The organism is Bradyrhizobium sp. ISRA436 (assembly GCF_029910015.1).
In the GTDB taxonomy this organism is placed as follows: Bacteria; Pseudomonadota; Alphaproteobacteria; order Rhizobiales; family Xanthobacteraceae; genus Bradyrhizobium.
In genome coordinates, this window is the sequence record NZ_CP094519.1 from 3,547,819 (window position 1) to 3,563,772 (window position 15,954).

Below are 15,954 nucleotides of genomic sequence, written 5' to 3' on the forward strand. Positions count from 1 at the left end.
CGGAAACTGAGACACTACCCTCTCCCGGGTTGGCTTGACTCTGAGAACAAAAAAGGAACAATGTTCTTCATACGTTCCAGTTCGGGAGGCGGCCATGTTGAAGATTTTCGTGGAAGAAGCGGCGGCACTGGCATCGATCACGTTGTTCGTCGGAATGATCGCGGTCTGGGCTCAGCTCTTCACCCAGTTCTGAAGATGGGCGAGCGGGACCGGCGGCATAGTGCCCTTGGGGAAAAGCAGGAGGAGAGGCCGCCATGCGGTGTTCCGCGTGGACTTGGCGGAACGCAGGCGTCACGATGGCGCAGCGAGTCGGTCCTGACGCATTCAGGCGCTGGGGCCGGCGGCTCGCTTCATCCCCGGCGCAGTGATCCCTGAGCAGCCATGTCGAATGCCGGATTCGTTCATCTTCACGTCCATTCGGCCTATTCGCTGCTGAAGGGCGCGATCAAGATCGCCAAGCTCGGCGAGCTTGCGAAGGCCGATCGCCAGCCGGCGCTGGCGTTGACCGACACAGATAACATGTTCGGGGCGCTGGAATTCTCCGACAAGATGGCGGGCTACGGCATCCAGCCGATCGTCGGCTGCGAGCTCGCGGTGGATTTCGGCGACGTTGATCCCACTGCGCGCAGCGTGCTGGCGGCAGGGCCCGCGCGAATCGTCCTGCTGGCGGCGCGCGAGCGCGGCTATCGCAGCCTGATGCGGCTGAATTCGCGGGCGTTTCTGGAGACGCCCGTCAACCAAACCCCGCACATCAAGTTCGACTGGCTCGCGGACGATGCTGAGGACCTGATTGCGCTGACCGGCGGCCCTGACGGTCCGATTGCGCTGGCGCTCGGCGCCGATCAGGCCGCGCTGGCGGCCACCCGCTGCGACCGTTTGGCCAGCCTGTTTGGTGACCGGCTCTACGTCGAGTTGCAGCGCCACGGCGTGGACAGGGAGCGCCGGACCGAGGGCGGCCTGATCGATCTCGCCTATGCGAAGGGTCTGCCGCTGGTCGCGACCAACGAGCCGTATTTCGCGACCACCGATGACTACGAATCGCATGATGCGCTGCTGTGCATCGCTGGCGGTCATCTGATCGCCGAGACCGATCGCGTGCAGCTCACCCCCGATCACCGCTTCAAGACCCGTGCGGAAATGGCGGTGCTGTTCGCCGACATTCCGGAAGCGCTGGCGTCGACGGTGGAGATCGCCGAGCGCTGCTCGTTCCGGCCGAAGACGCGCAAGCCGATTCTGCCGTTCTTCACCGTCGGTGCTGCGCAGAGTTCCGATGCCGCCGCCGACGAGGCGGCCGAGCTGAAGCGGCAGGCGGAAGAGGGGCTGGTGAGGCGCCTGAAGGTGCACGGTCTCTCGCCGGGGATGACCGAGGAGGACTACAACAAGCGGCTCGCCTTCGAACTCGACGTCATCACCCGCATGAAATACGCGGGCTACTTCCTGATCGTGTCCGACTTCATCAAATGGGCCAAGGCGCAGGGCATCCCGGTCGGACCGGGCCGCGGCTCCGGCGCAGGCTCGCTGGTTGCGTGGGTGCTCACCATCACCGACCTCGATCCGATGCGCTTTGCGCTGCTGTTCGAGCGCTTCCTCAATCCCGAGCGTGTCTCGATGCCGGACTTCGACATCGACTTCTGTCAGGACCGTCGTGGGGAGGTGATTCAGTATGTGCAGGAGCGCTACGGCCGCGATCAGGTGGCGCAGATCATCACCTTCGGTACGCTGCAGGCGCGCGGCGTGCTGCGCGACGTCGGGCGCGTGCTGCAGATGCCCTACGGTCAGGTCGACAAGCTGACCAAGCTGGTGCCGCAGAATCCCGCAGCTCCGGTCACGCTGGCGCAGGCGATCGAAGGCGAGCCCAAGCTGCAGGCGTTCCGCGACGAGGATCCGGTCGTGGCGCGCGCCTTCGACATCGCGCAACGTCTCGAGGGCCTGACCCGCCACGCTTCGACTCACGCGGCCGGTATCGTGATCGGCGATCGGCCGCTCAGCGAGCTGGTGCCGCTCTACCGCGATCCGAAATCCGACATGCCGGTCACCCAGTTCAACATGAAATGGGTCGAACCGGCGGGGCTGGTGAAATTCGACTTTCTCGGGCTGAAGACGCTGACCGTGCTCGATGTCGCGGTGAAGCTGCTCAAGCAACGCGACATCCATGTCGATCTTGCGACCCTGCCGATCGACGACGCGGCAAGCTACCAGATGCTGGCGCGGGGCGACGTGGTCGGCGTGTTCCAGGTGGAAAGCCAGGGCATGCGGCGCGCGCTGATCGACATGCGGCCGGACCGCTTCGAGGACATTATCGCGCTGGTGGCGCTGTACCGTCCGGGTCCGATGGCGAACATCCCGACCTATTGTGCGCGCAAGCATGGCGACGAGGAGCCGGAATATCTGCATCCGATCCTGGAGCCGATCCTGAAGGAGACGTTCGGTGTCATCATCTATCAGGAGCAGGTGATGCAGATCGCGCAGCAGATGGCGGGCTATTCGCTCGGCCAGGCCGACCTGCTGCGCCGCGCGATGGGCAAGAAAATCCGCGCCGAGATGGACAAGCAGCGCGACGTCTTCGTCGCCGGCGCGACCAAGAACAACGTGCCGAAGGCGCAGGCGGAGACGATCTTCGAGCTGCTCGCCAAGTTCGCCGACTACGGCTTCAACAAGAGCCACGCGGCGGCCTATGCGCTGGTGTCGTACCACACCGCCTACATGAAGGCGCATTACCCGGTCGAGTTCCTCGCCGCGTCGATGACGCTCGAACTCAACAACACCGACAAGCTTTCCGAATTTCGTTCCGAGGCGCAGCGCCTCGGCATCAAGGTCGAGGCGCCCAATATCAACCGCTCAGGCGCGACCTTCGAGGTTGGCGACAAGACGATCTATTACGCGCTCGCCGCGTTGAAAGGCGTCGGCCTGCAGGCGGTCGAGCAGATCGTGGAGGAGCGCAAGAAGGGCGCGTTCACCTCGCTCGCCGATTTCGCCGCGCGCGTGAGCCCGCGCGCGGTCAACAAGCGCATCATCGAGAGCCTCGCCGCCGCGGGCGCCTTCGACACGCTCGAACCCAACCGCGCCAGGGTGTTCGCCGGCGCGGACGCGATTCTCGCCGCCTGCCAGCGCGCCCATGAAGCCGCGACGTCGGGACAGAACGACATGTTCGGCGGCGCGGCGGATGCGCCGAGCATCATTCTGCCGCAGGTCGAGCCGTGGCTGCCGGCGGACCGGCTGCGCCGCGAATATGATGCGATCGGATTCTTCCTCTCGGGCCATCCGCTGGACGATTACGCCACCGCCTTGAAGCGGCTTCGCGTGCAGTCCTGGGCGGAGTTCTCGCGCGCGGTCAAAACCGGCGCGACCGCGGGGAAGGTGGCGGCGACGGTTGTGTCGCGCATGGAGCGCCGCACCAAGACCGGCAACAAGATGGGAATCATGGGCCTGTCGGACCCAACCGGCCATTTCGAGGCGGTGCTGTTCTCCGAGGGGCTCGCGCAATATCGCGATGTGCTCGAGCCGGGAGCGGCGGTGCTGCTGCAACTGGGCGCCGAACTGCAGGGCGAAGATGTGCGGGCGAGGGTGCTGCACGCCGAACCGCTGGATCACGCGGCGGCCAAGACGCAAAAGGGCTTGCGCATCTTCGTCCGCGACACCAAGCCGCTCGACTCGATCGCCCGCCGGCTCAACATGCCGGAAGCCGCTCCGCCCGCTGGCGGCGCCGGAAAGGTGACGGCGGCAAAGCCGGAGCCGGCACCGCCGCCCGCGGCTGGTGCCGATGGCGACGTCTCGCTGGTGATGATGCTCGACCTCGAAACCGAGGTGGAGATGAAGCTGCCCGGCCGCTACAAGGTCTCGCCGCAGATCGCCGGAGCGATCAAGGCCGTCGCCGGCGTCGTCGACGTGCAAACGCTGTAAAAAGGGTCCCGGACCGGTCGAATAGGGGCCTTTTTGGCCGAATCCGGCCCTTCGGGGCGGCCTGGCCGGGCATATTTCCTTGCTTCTGGCGCAAATCGCGCTATATAGCGCGCCATCTCACACGGAAACATGGCTCTCAAGGCCGTCCGGTGGCAACCGGGCCAATCAGGCGCGTTTGCTCACACGTTTCCGGAGGAACCAACCGGAGAATTAGACCTATGGCGCTGCCCGAATTCAATATGCGTCAGCTCTTGGAAGCTGGCGTTCACTTTGGCCACCAGTCTCACCGCTGGAACCCGAAGATGGCCGACTACATCTTCGGCGCCCGCAACAACATCCACATCATCGATCTCGCGCAGACCGTGCCGATGCTGCATCGCGCGCTTCAGGCGGTGAGCGACACGGTCGCCAAGGGCGGCCGCATCCTGTTCGTCGGCACCAAGCGCCAGGCTCAGGACGGCGTCGCCGACGCGGCGAAGCGTTCGGCGCAGTACTTCGTCAATTCGCGCTGGCTCGGTGGCACGCTCACCAACTGGAAGACGATCTCCGCCTCGATCAAGCGACTGCGTCACCTCGATGAGGTGCTGTCGTCGGGCGAAGCCAACTCCTACACCAAGAAGGAGCGGCTGACGCTGCAGCGCGAGCGCGACAAGCTCGACCGATCGCTCGGCGGCATCAAGGACATGGGCGGTCTGCCCGACATGATCTTCGTGATCGACACCAACAAGGAAGACATCGCGATCCAGGAAGCGCAGCGGCTCAACATTCCGGTCGCCGCGATCGTCGACACCAATTCCGACCCGAAGGGCATCACCTATGTGGTGCCGGGCAATGACGACGCGGGTCGCGCGATCTCGCTGTACTGCGACCTCGTCGCGCGTGCTGCCATCGACGGCATCTCGCGTGCGCAGGGCGATTCCGGGATCGATATCGGTGCGTCGGCCGAGCCGGTGCGGGAAGAGCTGCCGTCGGCAGCGGCCCCCGCAGGCTTCCAGGGCCTTGCCGGTCCGCGCGGCACCGCCGACAATCTCAAGAAGCTCACCGGCGTGTCCGGTGCGATCGAGAAGAAGCTCAACGACCTCGGCATCTTCCATTACTGGCAGCTTGCCGAGCTCGATCCCGGCACCGCACACAAGATCGGCGAAGAGGTCGGTCTTCCGAGCCGTGCCGACGCCTGGGTTGCCCAGGCCAAGACGCTCGCCGAAGCGGAATAACGGTTACGCGGCGCGGCCGGGCTGGTCCCGGCCGCAGCCTGTACTCCACGAACAACGATTTTCCTGTCGTTGACGGCGGCGCCATCGGGCGCCGCGGTTTCTCTACAGGCAAGAAGGACATTGAACATGGCAACGATCACAGCAGCGATGGTCAAGGATCTCCGCGAATCGACCGGCGCGGGCATGATGGATTGCAAGGCGGCGCTGACCGAGACCGGCGGCGACATGCAGGCTGCGCAGGATTGGCTGCGCAAGAAGGGCCTGTCCAAGGCCGCCAAGAAGGCCGGTCGCGTCGCGGCAGAAGGTCTGATCGGTGCTCAGACGTCGGGCACCAAGGGCGTGCTGGTCGAGGTCAATTCGGAGACCGACTTCGTCGCGCGCAACGAGCAGTTCCAGGGCCTCGTGAAGATGATCGCGCAGGTCGCGCTCCACAACGGCGCCGACGTCGAGACGATCAAGGCCGCCAAGGTCGGCGATGTCACCGTCGAGACGGCGATCTCGGATGCGATCGCGACCATCGGCGAGAACATGACACTGCGTCGCGCCGCTTCGCTCGAGGTGAGCAAGGGCGTCGTGTCGAGCTACGTCCACAACGCCGTCATCGATGGCGCCGGCAAGATCGGCGTGATCGTGGCGCTGGAGTCTGCCGGCAAGGCCGACGAGCTCGCGGTGCTCGGCCGCCAGCTCGCCATGCACGTGGCGGCGGCCAAGCCGCTGGCGCTCGATGCGGCCGGGCTCGATCCGGAGACGGTCAAGCGCGAGAAGGACGTGCTGGCAGACAAGTACCGCCAGCAGGGCAAGCCGGAGAACGTCATCGAGAAGATCGTCGATTCCGGCCTGAAGACCTACTACAAGGAGGTCTGCCTGCTGGATCAGGCCTTTATCCACGACAGCGGCAAGTCCGTTGCCCAGGCGGTCAAGGAAGCTGAGGGTAAGGTTGGCGCGCCGGTCAAAATCACCGGCTTTGTGAACTATGCTCTCGGCGAGGGAATCGAGAAGCAGGAAAGCGATTTCGCTGCCGAAGTCGCGGCCGCCAGCGGCAAGAAGTAACCGCTGACATCAGGCTTCCGGTGTGTGCCGGAAGCCCACCTGCGCGGGACAAGGAAGCGATCGCATCATGGCTGAGCCGGTCTATCGTCGCGTGGTGGTCAAGCTGTCCGGCGAATATCTGGCCGGTTCTCACGCCTTCGGTATCGATCAGCCGACCGTCGAGCGCGTCGCCGACGACCTGATCGCGGCGCGCCAGCTCGGGGTCGAGGTCGCGGTGGTAATCGGCGGCGGCAACATCGTCCGCGGAGTGGAGGTCTCCTCACGCGGCGTGTCCCGGCCGACCGGCGATACCATGGGCATGCTCGCCACGATGATGAACTGCCTCGCGCTGGAGGCTGCCATCGAGCGCAAGGGTACCCCGGCGCGGACGCTGTCGGCGTTCGTGATGCCGGAGATTTCAGAGCTGTTCACCCGCAGTGCAGCGCACAAATACCTCTCCGAGGGACGGATCGTCCTGCTCGGTGGTGGAACCGGCAATCCGTTCTTCACAACCGATACAACCGCCGTGCTGAGGGCGGCCGAGATCGGCGCGCAGGCGGTGCTCAAGGCCACCAATGTCGACGGCGTCTACAGCGCCGATCCGAAGAAGGATCCCAAAGCCAAGCGCTTTGACCGCCTGACCCATTCGCAGGCGATCGAGGGCGGTTACAAGGTCATGGACGCGACCGCTTTCGCGCTTGCCCGCGAGACGTCGCTGCCTATCATCGTGTTCTCGATTGCAGAGCCCGGTTCGATCGGTGCGATTCTGCGCGGTACCGGACACGGCACGGTCGTCGCCGGCTGATTGCAGCGCCTCTTGGCGTCGACAACCGGTTTCTTGAGAAGGGAGAACGTCATGGCCGCACCAGGTTTTGACATCAACGAAGTGAAGCGCCGCATGCAGGGCGCCACGCAGTCGCTCAAGCACGAGCTCGGCGGTCTGCGCACCGGTCGGGCCGCGGCCTCCATGCTGGAGCCGGTCCAGGTCGAGGCGTATGGCTCGCATATGCCGCTCAACCAGGTTGCGACCATCAGCGTGCCCGAGCCGCGTCTGCTCTCGGTGCAGGTCTGGGACAAGTCCATGGTGAAGGCGGTGGAGAAGGCGATCGTCGATTCCAACCTCGGCCTGTCGCCGGCGACCGAAGGGCAGGTGCTGCGGCTGCGGATTCCCGAACTCAACGCGGAGCGCCGCAAGGAGCTCGTCAAGGTCGCGCACAAATACGCTGAGCAGGCGAAGGTTGCCGTGCGCCACGTGCGCCGCGACGGTCTCGATATCATCAAGAAGCTCGAAAAGAATCACGAGATCTCGGAGGACGATCAGGAGCGTCTGTCGAACGAAGTGCAGAAGGCGACCGACGGCGTGATCGCCGAGATCGATCAGCTGCTTGCCGCCAAGGAGAAGGAAATCCTGACGGTCTGACGCGATCCTTGATTTGACGCGTTGGCTTCATGCGAGCTGGCATCCATTTCGCCTGAAGACGCTACGGAAAACAGCCGATGTCCAAAGCCGCCGCCCCAGCAACTGAGATACCGGATCGCTCCGGCGGTCCGTTGCATGTGGCTGTTATCATGGATGGCAACGGGCGCTGGGCCGCCGCGCGCGGCCTGCCGCGGGCCGAGGGCCATCGTCGCGGCGTCGAGGCGCTCCGCCGCGTCGTCCGTGCGGCGCATGAACTCGGCATCCTCTATTTGACGATCTTCTCGTTCAGCTCGGAGAACTGGTCGCGGCCCGCGACCGAGATCGGGGATTTGTTTGGCCTGTTGCGCCGTTTCATTCGCAACGATCTGGCGACGCTGCATCGCGACGGGGTGAGGGTGCGCGTGATCGGCGAGCGTGACGGGCTCGAACCCGACATCTGCGCGCTGCTCAGCGAGGCCGAGGATCTGACCAGGGCAAACACCAAGCTCAACCTCGTCGTCGCCTTCAATTACGGCTCGCGCGCGGAGATCGCATCGGCCGCGCGGCGCTTGGCGCGCGAGGTCGCCGAGGGCAAGCGCGAGCCTGATACGATCGATGCCGACACGTTCGGCAAATATCTCGATGCACCTGATATTCCCGATCCCGATCTGATCATCCGCACCAGCGGCGAGCAACGCCTGTCGAATTTCCTGATGTGGCAGGCCGCCTACAGCGAACTCGTGTTCGTGCCGATTCACTGGCCGGATTTCGACAAGGCGGCGCTCGAGAGCGCGATCGCGGAATATGGCAGACGCGAGCGCCGGTTCGGCGGCCTCGCTGCGAAAACCGGCTCGTGACTGAGGACGAAGCCGTGCCGGCGGCGCCAAGCGAGCAGGGGTCGCGCAATCTGGTGATGCGCGTGGTTGCGGCTTTGGTGCTGGCGCCGGTCGCAATCGCATTAGCCTATGCCGGCGGCATCGCGTGGTCCCTGCTGGTGACGCTGGCGGCGATCGGGCTGTTCGTGGAATGGCTGATGGTCACGGGCCTTGCGCGCAAGTTTCGTGTCGTGGCGCCGGGCGTCGTCGTTCTCCTCCTCGTCGGTCTTTGTCTGATTGTGGGCCGGAGCGAGGCGGCGTTGGTCGTTCTCGTCGTCGGTGCCGTCGCGCTCGCGCTGATCTCAGGCGTGCGACGCAACTGGGCGACCGCAGGCCTTATCTATGCGGGGGCCGCCGAGATCGCGGCGATCCTGGTGCGCCTCGATCCGGCCAAGGGCTTCGCCGCGCTGATGTTCGTGCTGCTGGTGGTCTGGGTCACCGACATCGGCGGTTATTTTGCCGGCCGCAGCATCGGAGGGCCGAAGCTCTGGGTGCGGGTCAGTCCGAAGAAGACCTGGGCCGGCGCGATCGGCGGCTTTGTGGCAAGCCTGCTTGTCGCTGCCGGTTTCGCCGCCTTCGAGATCGGCACCACCGGGCCGCTGCTGCTGCTCGGCGCCGCGCTGTCGGTGGTTTCACAGCTCGGTGATCTCTTTGAATCGGCGGTGAAACGGCGGTTCGGAGTGAAGGATTCGAGCCACATCATTCCCGGCCATGGCGGCCTTCTGGACCGCCTGGACGGATTTGTCGCAGCCGTCATTGTGGCGGCAATTTTCGGCTTTCTTCGCGGCGGTGCAGATGGCGTCGGACGCGGTCTTATGGTTTGGTGATGAGATGAGCGCAGTTCCGTTGCGTAACAACAAGGCCGCGGCGTCAGCCGTGCGGACCGTGAGCGTTCTGGGTGCCACCGGCTCGATCGGCGACAGCACCATGGATCTCCTGCGCGGCGCTCGGGACCGCTATCAGGTCGAGGCGCTCACCGCGAACAGCAATGTCCACGGGCTCGCCAAGCTGGCGAAGGAGTTCGGCGCGCGGTTTGCCGCGATTGCCGACCCGGCCCGGTTGTCCGAGCTGAAGGATGCACTGGCCGGCACGCGCATCGAATGCGGGGCCGGGGAGAGCGCGATCATAGAAGCGGCGGCGCGGCCCGCGGATTGGGTGATGGCGGCGGTCAGCGGCGCCGCCGGACTGAAGCCTGCGCTCGCGGCGGTCGATCGCGGTGCGACCGTTGCGCTTGCCAACAAGGAGTGCCTCGTCTGCGCCGGCGATTTCTTCATGGAACGCGCGGCGAAGGCAGGTGCTCGCATCTTGCCGGCGGATTCCGAGCATAATGCGCTGTTCCAGGCGCTGAGTTCCGGCAACCGCGAAGAGCTGGTGCGGGTGATCATCACCGCGTCCGGCGGGCCGTTCCGCACCTGGGCGCCTGCCGATATCGAGCAGGCGACGCTGGAGCAGGCGCTGAAGCACCCCAATTGGAGCATGGGCCAGAAGATCACCATCGATTCCGCGTCGATGATGAACAAGGGCCTCGAGGTCATTGAAGCGTCCTATCTGTTCGGACTGGCGCCCGACGAGATCGACGTGCTGGTGCATCCGCAATCGATCGTCCACGGCATGGTCGAATTCTCGGACCGCTCCGTGGTCGCGCAACTCGGCACGCCCGACATGCGTATCCCGATCGCGCATTGCCTGGGTTGGCCCGACCGTATCGTCGGCCCGTCGGCGAAGCTCGATCTCGCGAAGATCGGACAGTTGACCTTCGAGACACCGGATTTCGAGCGCTTCCCGGGGCTGCGGCTGGCCTACCAGGCGCTGCGGACCGGACGGGGCGCGACGACCGTCTTCAACGCTGCCAATGAAGTCGCGGTGGCCGCCTTCATCGCGGGCAAGATCAAGTTCGGCGCGATCGCGCGTCTGGTCGAGGCGACCATCAATGATTGGATGCGGTCAGGGAATCGGGCACCGCTGGCATCGGCGGATGAGACGATTTCCGTTGACCATACTGCGCGAAATAGAGCTGCCGCCCTATTGCCTCAAATTGCCTTAAAGGCAACCTAGAGGGTTGGGGGCGGAGCCTTTCGCTCTTGTCGAGGGGAAACGAATGCCCGAGTTTTTTCTGCATAGTTTCAATACGTTGAGCCATGGGCTCGTGGGTTACATCGTCCCCTTCCTGTTTGTCCTGACGATTGTCGTCTTCTTTCACGAGCTGGGCCATTTCCTCGTCGCGCGCTGGGCGGGCGTGAAGGTGTTGACCTTCTCGCTCGGGTTCGGGCCGGAGCTCGTGGGCTTCAACGACCGGCACGGCACGCGCTGGAAGATTTCCGCGGTTCCGCTCGGCGGCTACGTGAAATTCTTCGGCGACGACACCGAGGCGTCGACGCCTGCTGCGGCGACGCTTGCCGCGATGACCGCGGAGGAGCGGCAGGGCAGCTTCCATCACAAGAGTGTCGGACGGCGCGCCGCGATCGTCGCGGCCGGTCCGTTTGCCAACTTCATCCTGGCCATTGCGATCTTCACCTGCCTGTTCACCTTTTTCGGCAAGCCGAGCACGTCGGCACGGGTCGACAAGGTGGAAGCCAACAGCGCCGCCGCCGCCGCTGGGTTCCAGATCGGTGACATCGTCACCGCAATCGACGGCACGAAGATCGACAGCTTCTCGGACATGCAGCGCATCGTCAGCATCAATGCCGGCGACGCGCTGACCTTCACGGTCAAGCGGGGCAATTCAACCGTGCAGCTCCGCGGTACCCCGGAACTGCGCGAGGTGAAGGATCCCTTCGGCAATACCCACCGGATGGGTGTGATGGGCATCACACGGGCGACTGCGCCTGGCGATGCCGTGACTGAGAAGGTCGATCCGGTGACCGCGCTCGGGCTGGGCGTCAAGGAAACCTGGTTCGTGATCGACCGAACCCTGGCCTATATCGGCGGTATCTTCACCGGGCGGGAGGCGGCCGATCAGGTCGGTGGGCCGCTCCGAATCGCCCAGATCTCGGGGCAGGTTGCCACCATCGGCGTGGCCGCCCTGATCCACCTGGCAGCCGTCCTTTCGATCTCCATCGGCCTTCTGAACCTGTTCCCGGTTCCGCTCCTCGATGGCGGGCACCTCTTGTTTTACTCCGTCGAGGCCATCCGCGGCCGCCCGCTGTCGGAGCGGGCTCAAGAAATGGGGTTCCGAATCGGGCTGGGTTTGGTGTTGATGCTGATGGTCTTTGCTACCTACAACGACATCCTGCATCTGGCCGCGTCCTGAAGTAGGCTTTTTTGAGGCGTTGCTATTGGGCAACGTCTTGGAACGAAAATGGAAATGCACTGCGGTAGTAAGTTTGCCCCCATGGCAAAGTTGGCTACAAGCTGGGCGGAAGGTTGGGAATCTGTCGGGGCGTTGGGGAACGACCCGGCATCGGAAGGATAAGGGCGCGTTGCGCATGATGTTTGGAATGCGAGTGAGGGGGGGCTTGTTCGCTGCCCTGGTCATGTTCGCCGTGCCGGTGGCTGCCACCTTGGCGGCCGTTGCTGTGTCTGCGCCTGCAGCCGCTCAGAATGTCAACTCGATCACGGTGGAGGGGAACCGGCGCGTCGAAGTTGAGACCATCCGCTCCTATTTCCACGCCGGCCCGGGCGGCCGGCTGAGCCAGGCCGATATCGACGATGGCCTGAAAGCCCTGATCGAGACCGGTCTGTTCCAGGACGTCCATATCGACCAGCGCGGTGGGCATCTGGTCGTGGTCGTGGTCGAAAACCCGGTGATCGGCCGCGTTGCCTTCGAGGGCAACAAGAAGATCAAGGACGAGCAGCTGGCCGCCGAAGTCCAGTCCAAGCCGCGCGGCACGTTCTCGCGTCCGATGGTTCAGTCGGATGCGTTGCGAATCGCTGAAATCTACCGCCGTTCGGGCCGCTACGACGTGCGGGTAAATCCGGAGATCATCGAGCAGCCGAACAACCGCGTCGACCTGGTCTTCGAGATCAATGAAGGCGTCAAGACGGGCGTCCGGTCGATCGAGTTCATCGGCAATAACGCGTACTCGGCGTCGCGCCTGCGCGACGTCATCAAGACGCGTGAATCGAACATCCTCAGCTTCTTGGGCGGCAACGACGTCTACGACCCCGACCGTGTCGAGGCGGACCGTGACCTGCTGCGCCGGTTCTATCTCAAGAATGGCTATGCCGACGTCCAGGTGGTGGCGGCGCTGACCGAATACGACCCTGAGAAGAAGGGGTTCCTGGTTACCTTCAAGATAGAGGAGGGCCAGCAGTACCGCGTCGCATCGGTGAACTACACGTCGTCGATCGCAACGCTCAATCCGAATTCGCTGAGCTCGTTCTCGCGCGTCAGCGTCGGCTCGCTCTATAACGCTGAGGCGCTGGAGAAGTCGGTCGAGGAGATGCAGATCGAGGCGTCGCGCCGCGGCTACGCCTTCGCGATCGTCCGGCCGCGTGGTGACCGCAATTTCGAGAATCACACGGTGTCGATCACCTTCGCGGTCGACGAAGGACCGCGCACCTATATCGAGCGCATCAATATCCGCGGCAACACCCGCACGCGTGACTACGTGATCCGCCGCGAGTTCGACATTTCCGAGGGCGACGCCTACAACCGCGCGCTAGTCGACCGCGCCGAGCGCCGGCTGAAGAACCTCGACTTCTTCAAGACCGTGAAGATCACCACGGAACCTGGATCCTCGAGCGACCGCGTCATCCTGGTCGTCGATCTCGAGGAAAAATCGACCGGCGACTTCTCGGTCTCGGGCGGCTACTCGACCACCGACGGTGCGCTGGCCGAAGTCAGCGTCTCCGAGCGCAACCTGCTCGGGCGAGGTCTGTTCGCGAAAGCGTCGGTGACCTACGGCCAGTACGCGCGCGGCTATTCGCTGTCCTTCGTCGAGCCCTATCTGCTCGACTACCGCGTCGCGCTCGGCCTCGACCTGTATCAGCGCCAGCAGCTATCCAACAGGTACATCGCGTACGGCACCAAGACGCTGGGCTTCAGCCCGCGGCTCGGCTTCAGCCTCCGCGAAGATCTGTCGCTGCAGCTGCGCTACTCGATCTATCAGCAGGAAATCACGCTGCCCTCGACGCTCGACAACTGTAACAACCAGCAGTTCTTGCCGGATGGAACGCCCAATCCCGCGTTCAATCCAAGCCCTGCGTTCGCAGCGCTTAACGGTATCAGCTTGGTATCGACGAACGGCCTGGGCTGCTTTAGCGACGGTGAAGCTTCGCTGCCGGTCCGCAAGGAACTGGCGGGTGGCAGGGCGCTGACCTCGGCGCTCGGCTACACGCTGAACTACAACACCCTCGACAACAACAAGAACCCAACCGACGGCCTGCTGATCGACTTCAAGCAGGACTTCGCGGGAGTCGGCGGCGACGTCAGCTACATCAAGACGGCGATCGATGCGAAGTACTACACGCCGCTGGTTGCAGACATCGTCGGCGTGATCCACGCCCAGGGCGGCATCCTGAACAAGATGGGCAGCCAGGATCTGCGCATGCTCGATCACTTCCAGATGGGCCCGAACCTGGTCCGCGGCTTTGCGCCGAACGGCATCGGTCCGCGTGACATCAATCCCTTCGGCACCCAGGATGCCATCGGCGGCACCAAGTACTGGGGCGTGTCGGCGGAACTGCAGATGCCGTTCTGGTTCCTGCCGAAGGAAGTTGGCCTCAAGGGCGCGGTCTATGCCGATGCTGGCGGCCTCTACGACTACCAGGGGCCAACTTCGTGGGCGGCAACTGGCGAAGTCAACACGCCCGGCTGTATCAAGCCGACGCAGAACCCGCCGTCTCCGGGAACCTGCCTTGGCCTGCAGTTTGACGACAGCAAGGTGGTCCGTACCTCGGTCGGTGTCGGCTTGATCTGGCAGTCGCCGTTCGGTCCGCTGCGCTTCGACTACGCCGTCCCGCTCACCAAGGGGCAGTTTGACCGCGTGCAAGAATTCCGGTTTGGTGGCGGTACAACGTTCTAAGATCGTTTGCCGGCCGGACTGCGACGGATGGAATGGCGCAGCCGATCTTCTTCAAGACTCCCCCTTCGTCAACGCTGGCTGAGATAGCCGCGCTGACGAAGGCGCATTTGGTCGACCCCGCGAGGGGCGCGCAGCAGATCAAGGGGCTGGCTTCGCTCGACGAGGCCGGTCCGATGCATCTCGCCTTCTTCGACAACCTGAAGTATGTCGATCAGCTCGCCGCGACCAAGGCCGGTGCGTGCCTGGTGAGCCAGCGCTTCGAGGCGCAGGTGCCCAAGGGGGTTGCCGTGCTGCGTGCGGCCAAGCCGTTCCATGCCTTTGTCCAGATCGCGCGCGAATGGCATTCCGACGCGCTGCGGCCGCAATCCTGGTTCGGCACCGACGGTATCGCGCCATCGGCCATCATCGATCCCACCGCGCAGCTCGAAGACGGCGTCGTCGTCGATCCGCTGGTCGTGATCGGCCCCCGGGTCGAGATCGGCTCGGGCACCGTGATCGGAGCCGGCGCGGTGATCGGGGCCGACGTCAAGATCGGCCGGGACTGCAATGTGGGCGCCAAGACCACCATCCAGTTCGCGCTGATCGGCAACAATGTCCTGATCCACCCCGGCTGCAATATCGGCCAGGACGGTTACGGGTTCATATTCTTCGGGCCGGCGGGCCATGTGAAGGTGCCGCAGACCGGCCGCGTGCTGATCCAGAACAATGTCGAGGTCGGCGCCGGTTCGACCATCGATCGCGGTTCCCTCCGCGACACCGTGATCGGCGAGGGCACCAAAATCGACAACCAGGTCCAGATCGGCCACAATGTGACCATCGGCCGTGATTGCCTGCTGGCGGCCCAGATCGGGCTCGCAGGCAGTCTGACGATCGGCGACAATGTCGCGCTCGGCGCCAAGGTGGGCATCAACAACCATCTCAAGATCGGCGACGGCGCCCAGGTTACGGCGATGAGCGCGGTGAAGGACGATATCCCGGCCAACGGCCGCTGGGGCGGGCACTTTGCCAAGCCGACCAAGCAATGGTTCAGGGAAATCATCGCGGTTGAACGCCTGGTGCGCGACAGCGAAACGAAGGGTGAGGGGAAGGAGTGATGGAGGAGGCACCGGTCAGGTTCGAGCTCGTGGATATCAACGATATCCTGAAGACGCTGCCGCACCGTTTTCCGATGTTGCTGATCGACCGGGTCATCAAGATCCGCACCGACTACAGCGGTATCGGCATCAAGAACGTCACCTTCAACGAGCCGGCTTTCCAGGGGCATTTCCCCGAGCGTCCCGTCTATCCCGGCGTGATGATGATCGAGGCGATGGCGCAGACCGCGGGCGTGATCGGCATCAAGTCGGTCGAGGGCACCGAGAAGCCGCGCGCGGTCTACTTCCTCACCATCGACAAGTGCAAGTTCAGGAAGCCGGTGCTGCCCGGCGATACCATCGAGTACCACATGCGCTCGATCGGGCGGCGCAAGGCGATGTGGTGGTTTCACGGTGATGCCAAGGTCGACGGGCAGGTCGTTGCCGAGGCCGATGTCGGCGCCATGTTGACGGACTGAGCCGGCGCGCTCGCTACGT

12 protein-coding genes are annotated in these 15,954 nt (G+C 64.2%); all 12 read left to right on the plus strand.

Annotated elements, in window-relative coordinates; genetic code table 11:
• Window positions 1-381 precede the first annotated feature (381 nt).
• The 12 genes from dnaE to fabZ all read left to right on the plus strand — a co-directional run bounded on the left by dnaE (window position 382) and on the right by fabZ (window position 15,935).
• Complete coding sequence (gene dnaE, locus MTX23_RS16845; protein ID WP_280977787.1) at window positions 382-3,900, plus strand: DNA polymerase III subunit alpha; 3,519 nt, start codon at window positions 382-384, stop codon at window positions 3,898-3,900.
• Between the two features lie 218 nt (window positions 3,901-4,118).
• The gene (locus MTX23_RS16850; RefSeq protein ID WP_280977788.1) at window positions 4,119-5,114 is read left to right on the plus strand and encodes a 30S ribosomal protein S2; all 996 of its coding nucleotides are present in this window, start codon (window positions 4,119-4,121) and stop codon (window positions 5,112-5,114) included.
• 126 nt (window positions 5,115-5,240) lie between these two features.
• The gene (gene tsf / locus MTX23_RS16855; RefSeq protein WP_280977789.1) at window positions 5,241-6,164 is read left to right on the plus strand and encodes a translation elongation factor Ts; all 924 of its coding nucleotides are present in this window, start codon (window positions 5,241-5,243) and stop codon (window positions 6,162-6,164) included.
• A 67-nt stretch (window positions 6,165-6,231) separates the two neighbouring features.
• Window positions 6,232-6,948 (plus strand): UMP kinase, encoded by a 717-nt coding sequence (gene pyrH, locus MTX23_RS16860; protein WP_280977790.1) that lies wholly within the window; start codon window positions 6,232-6,234, stop codon window positions 6,946-6,948.
• A 51-nt stretch (window positions 6,949-6,999) separates the two neighbouring features.
• A complete protein-coding gene (gene frr, locus MTX23_RS16865; protein ID WP_280977791.1) occupies window positions 7,000-7,563 on the plus strand; it encodes a ribosome recycling factor in 564 nt (187 codons plus the stop codon).
• Window positions 7,564-7,640: 77 nt separating this feature from the next.
• A complete protein-coding gene (locus MTX23_RS16870) occupies window positions 7,641-8,399 on the plus strand; it encodes an isoprenyl transferase (protein WP_280977792.1) in 759 nt (252 codons plus the stop codon).
• Window positions 8,396-9,244, plus strand: a complete 849-nt coding sequence (locus tag MTX23_RS16875) for a phosphatidate cytidylyltransferase (RefSeq protein ID WP_280977793.1) — start codon at window positions 8,396-8,398, stop codon at window positions 9,242-9,244. The genes MTX23_RS16870 and MTX23_RS16875 overlap by 4 nt, the downstream gene beginning before the upstream one ends.
• Window positions 9,245-9,248: 4 nt before the next feature.
• Entirely contained in the window at window positions 9,249-10,472 is a 1,224-nt protein-coding gene (gene dxr, locus MTX23_RS16880; protein ID WP_280977794.1) for a 1-deoxy-D-xylulose-5-phosphate reductoisomerase, read from the plus strand.
• A 43-nt stretch (window positions 10,473-10,515) separates the two neighbouring features.
• Window positions 10,516-11,667: an RIP metalloprotease RseP gene (gene rseP / locus MTX23_RS16885; protein WP_280977795.1), complete on the plus strand. Its 1,152-nt coding sequence runs from the start codon at window positions 10,516-10,518 to the stop codon at window positions 11,665-11,667.
• Between the two features lie 175 nt (window positions 11,668-11,842).
• A complete protein-coding gene (gene bamA, locus MTX23_RS16890) occupies window positions 11,843-14,383 on the plus strand; it encodes an outer membrane protein assembly factor BamA (RefSeq protein ID WP_280978100.1) in 2,541 nt (846 codons plus the stop codon).
• Window positions 14,384-14,415: 32 nt separating this feature from the next.
• The gene (lpxD, locus tag MTX23_RS16895; RefSeq protein ID WP_280977796.1) at window positions 14,416-15,477 is read left to right on the plus strand and encodes a UDP-3-O-(3-hydroxymyristoyl)glucosamine N-acyltransferase; all 1,062 of its coding nucleotides are present in this window, start codon (window positions 14,416-14,418) and stop codon (window positions 15,475-15,477) included.
• Window positions 15,477-15,935, plus strand: coding sequence for a 3-hydroxyacyl-ACP dehydratase FabZ (gene fabZ / locus MTX23_RS16900; RefSeq protein ID WP_280977797.1), 459 nt, complete (start codon window positions 15,477-15,479; stop codon window positions 15,933-15,935). Before lpxD ends, fabZ begins: the two co-directional genes overlap by 1 nt.
• The last annotated feature ends 19 nt before the right edge of the window (window positions 15,936-15,954 follow it).

What these genes read in the sequence shown, in the direction of transcription:
- dxr (WP_280977794.1), top strand. Translation starts at nt 9,249, where the DNA reads ATGAGCGCAGTTCCGTTGCGTAACAACAAGGCCGCGGCGTCAGCCGTG.
- bamA (WP_280978100.1), top strand. Translation starts at nt 11,843, where the DNA reads ATGATGTTTGGAATGCGAGTGAGGGGGGGCTTGTTCGCTGCCCTGGTC.
- lpxD (WP_280977796.1), top strand. Translation starts at nt 14,416, where the DNA reads ATGGCGCAGCCGATCTTCTTCAAGACTCCCCCTTCGTCAACGCTGGCT.
- pyrH (WP_280977790.1), top strand. Translation starts at nt 6,232, where the DNA reads ATGGCTGAGCCGGTCTATCGTCGCGTGGTGGTCAAGCTGTCCGGCGAA.
- MTX23_RS16870 (WP_280977792.1), top strand. Translation starts at nt 7,641, where the DNA reads ATGTCCAAAGCCGCCGCCCCAGCAACTGAGATACCGGATCGCTCCGGC.
- tsf (WP_280977789.1), top strand. Translation starts at nt 5,241, where the DNA reads ATGGCAACGATCACAGCAGCGATGGTCAAGGATCTCCGCGAATCGACC.
- frr (WP_280977791.1), top strand. Translation starts at nt 7,000, where the DNA reads ATGGCCGCACCAGGTTTTGACATCAACGAAGTGAAGCGCCGCATGCAG.
- dnaE (WP_280977787.1), top strand. Translation starts at nt 382, where the DNA reads ATGTCGAATGCCGGATTCGTTCATCTTCACGTCCATTCGGCCTATTCG.
- MTX23_RS16850 (WP_280977788.1), top strand. Translation starts at nt 4,119, where the DNA reads ATGGCGCTGCCCGAATTCAATATGCGTCAGCTCTTGGAAGCTGGCGTT.
- fabZ (WP_280977797.1), top strand. Translation starts at nt 15,477, where the DNA reads ATGGAGGAGGCACCGGTCAGGTTCGAGCTCGTGGATATCAACGATATC.
- rseP (WP_280977795.1), top strand. Translation starts at nt 10,516, where the DNA reads ATGCCCGAGTTTTTTCTGCATAGTTTCAATACGTTGAGCCATGGGCTC.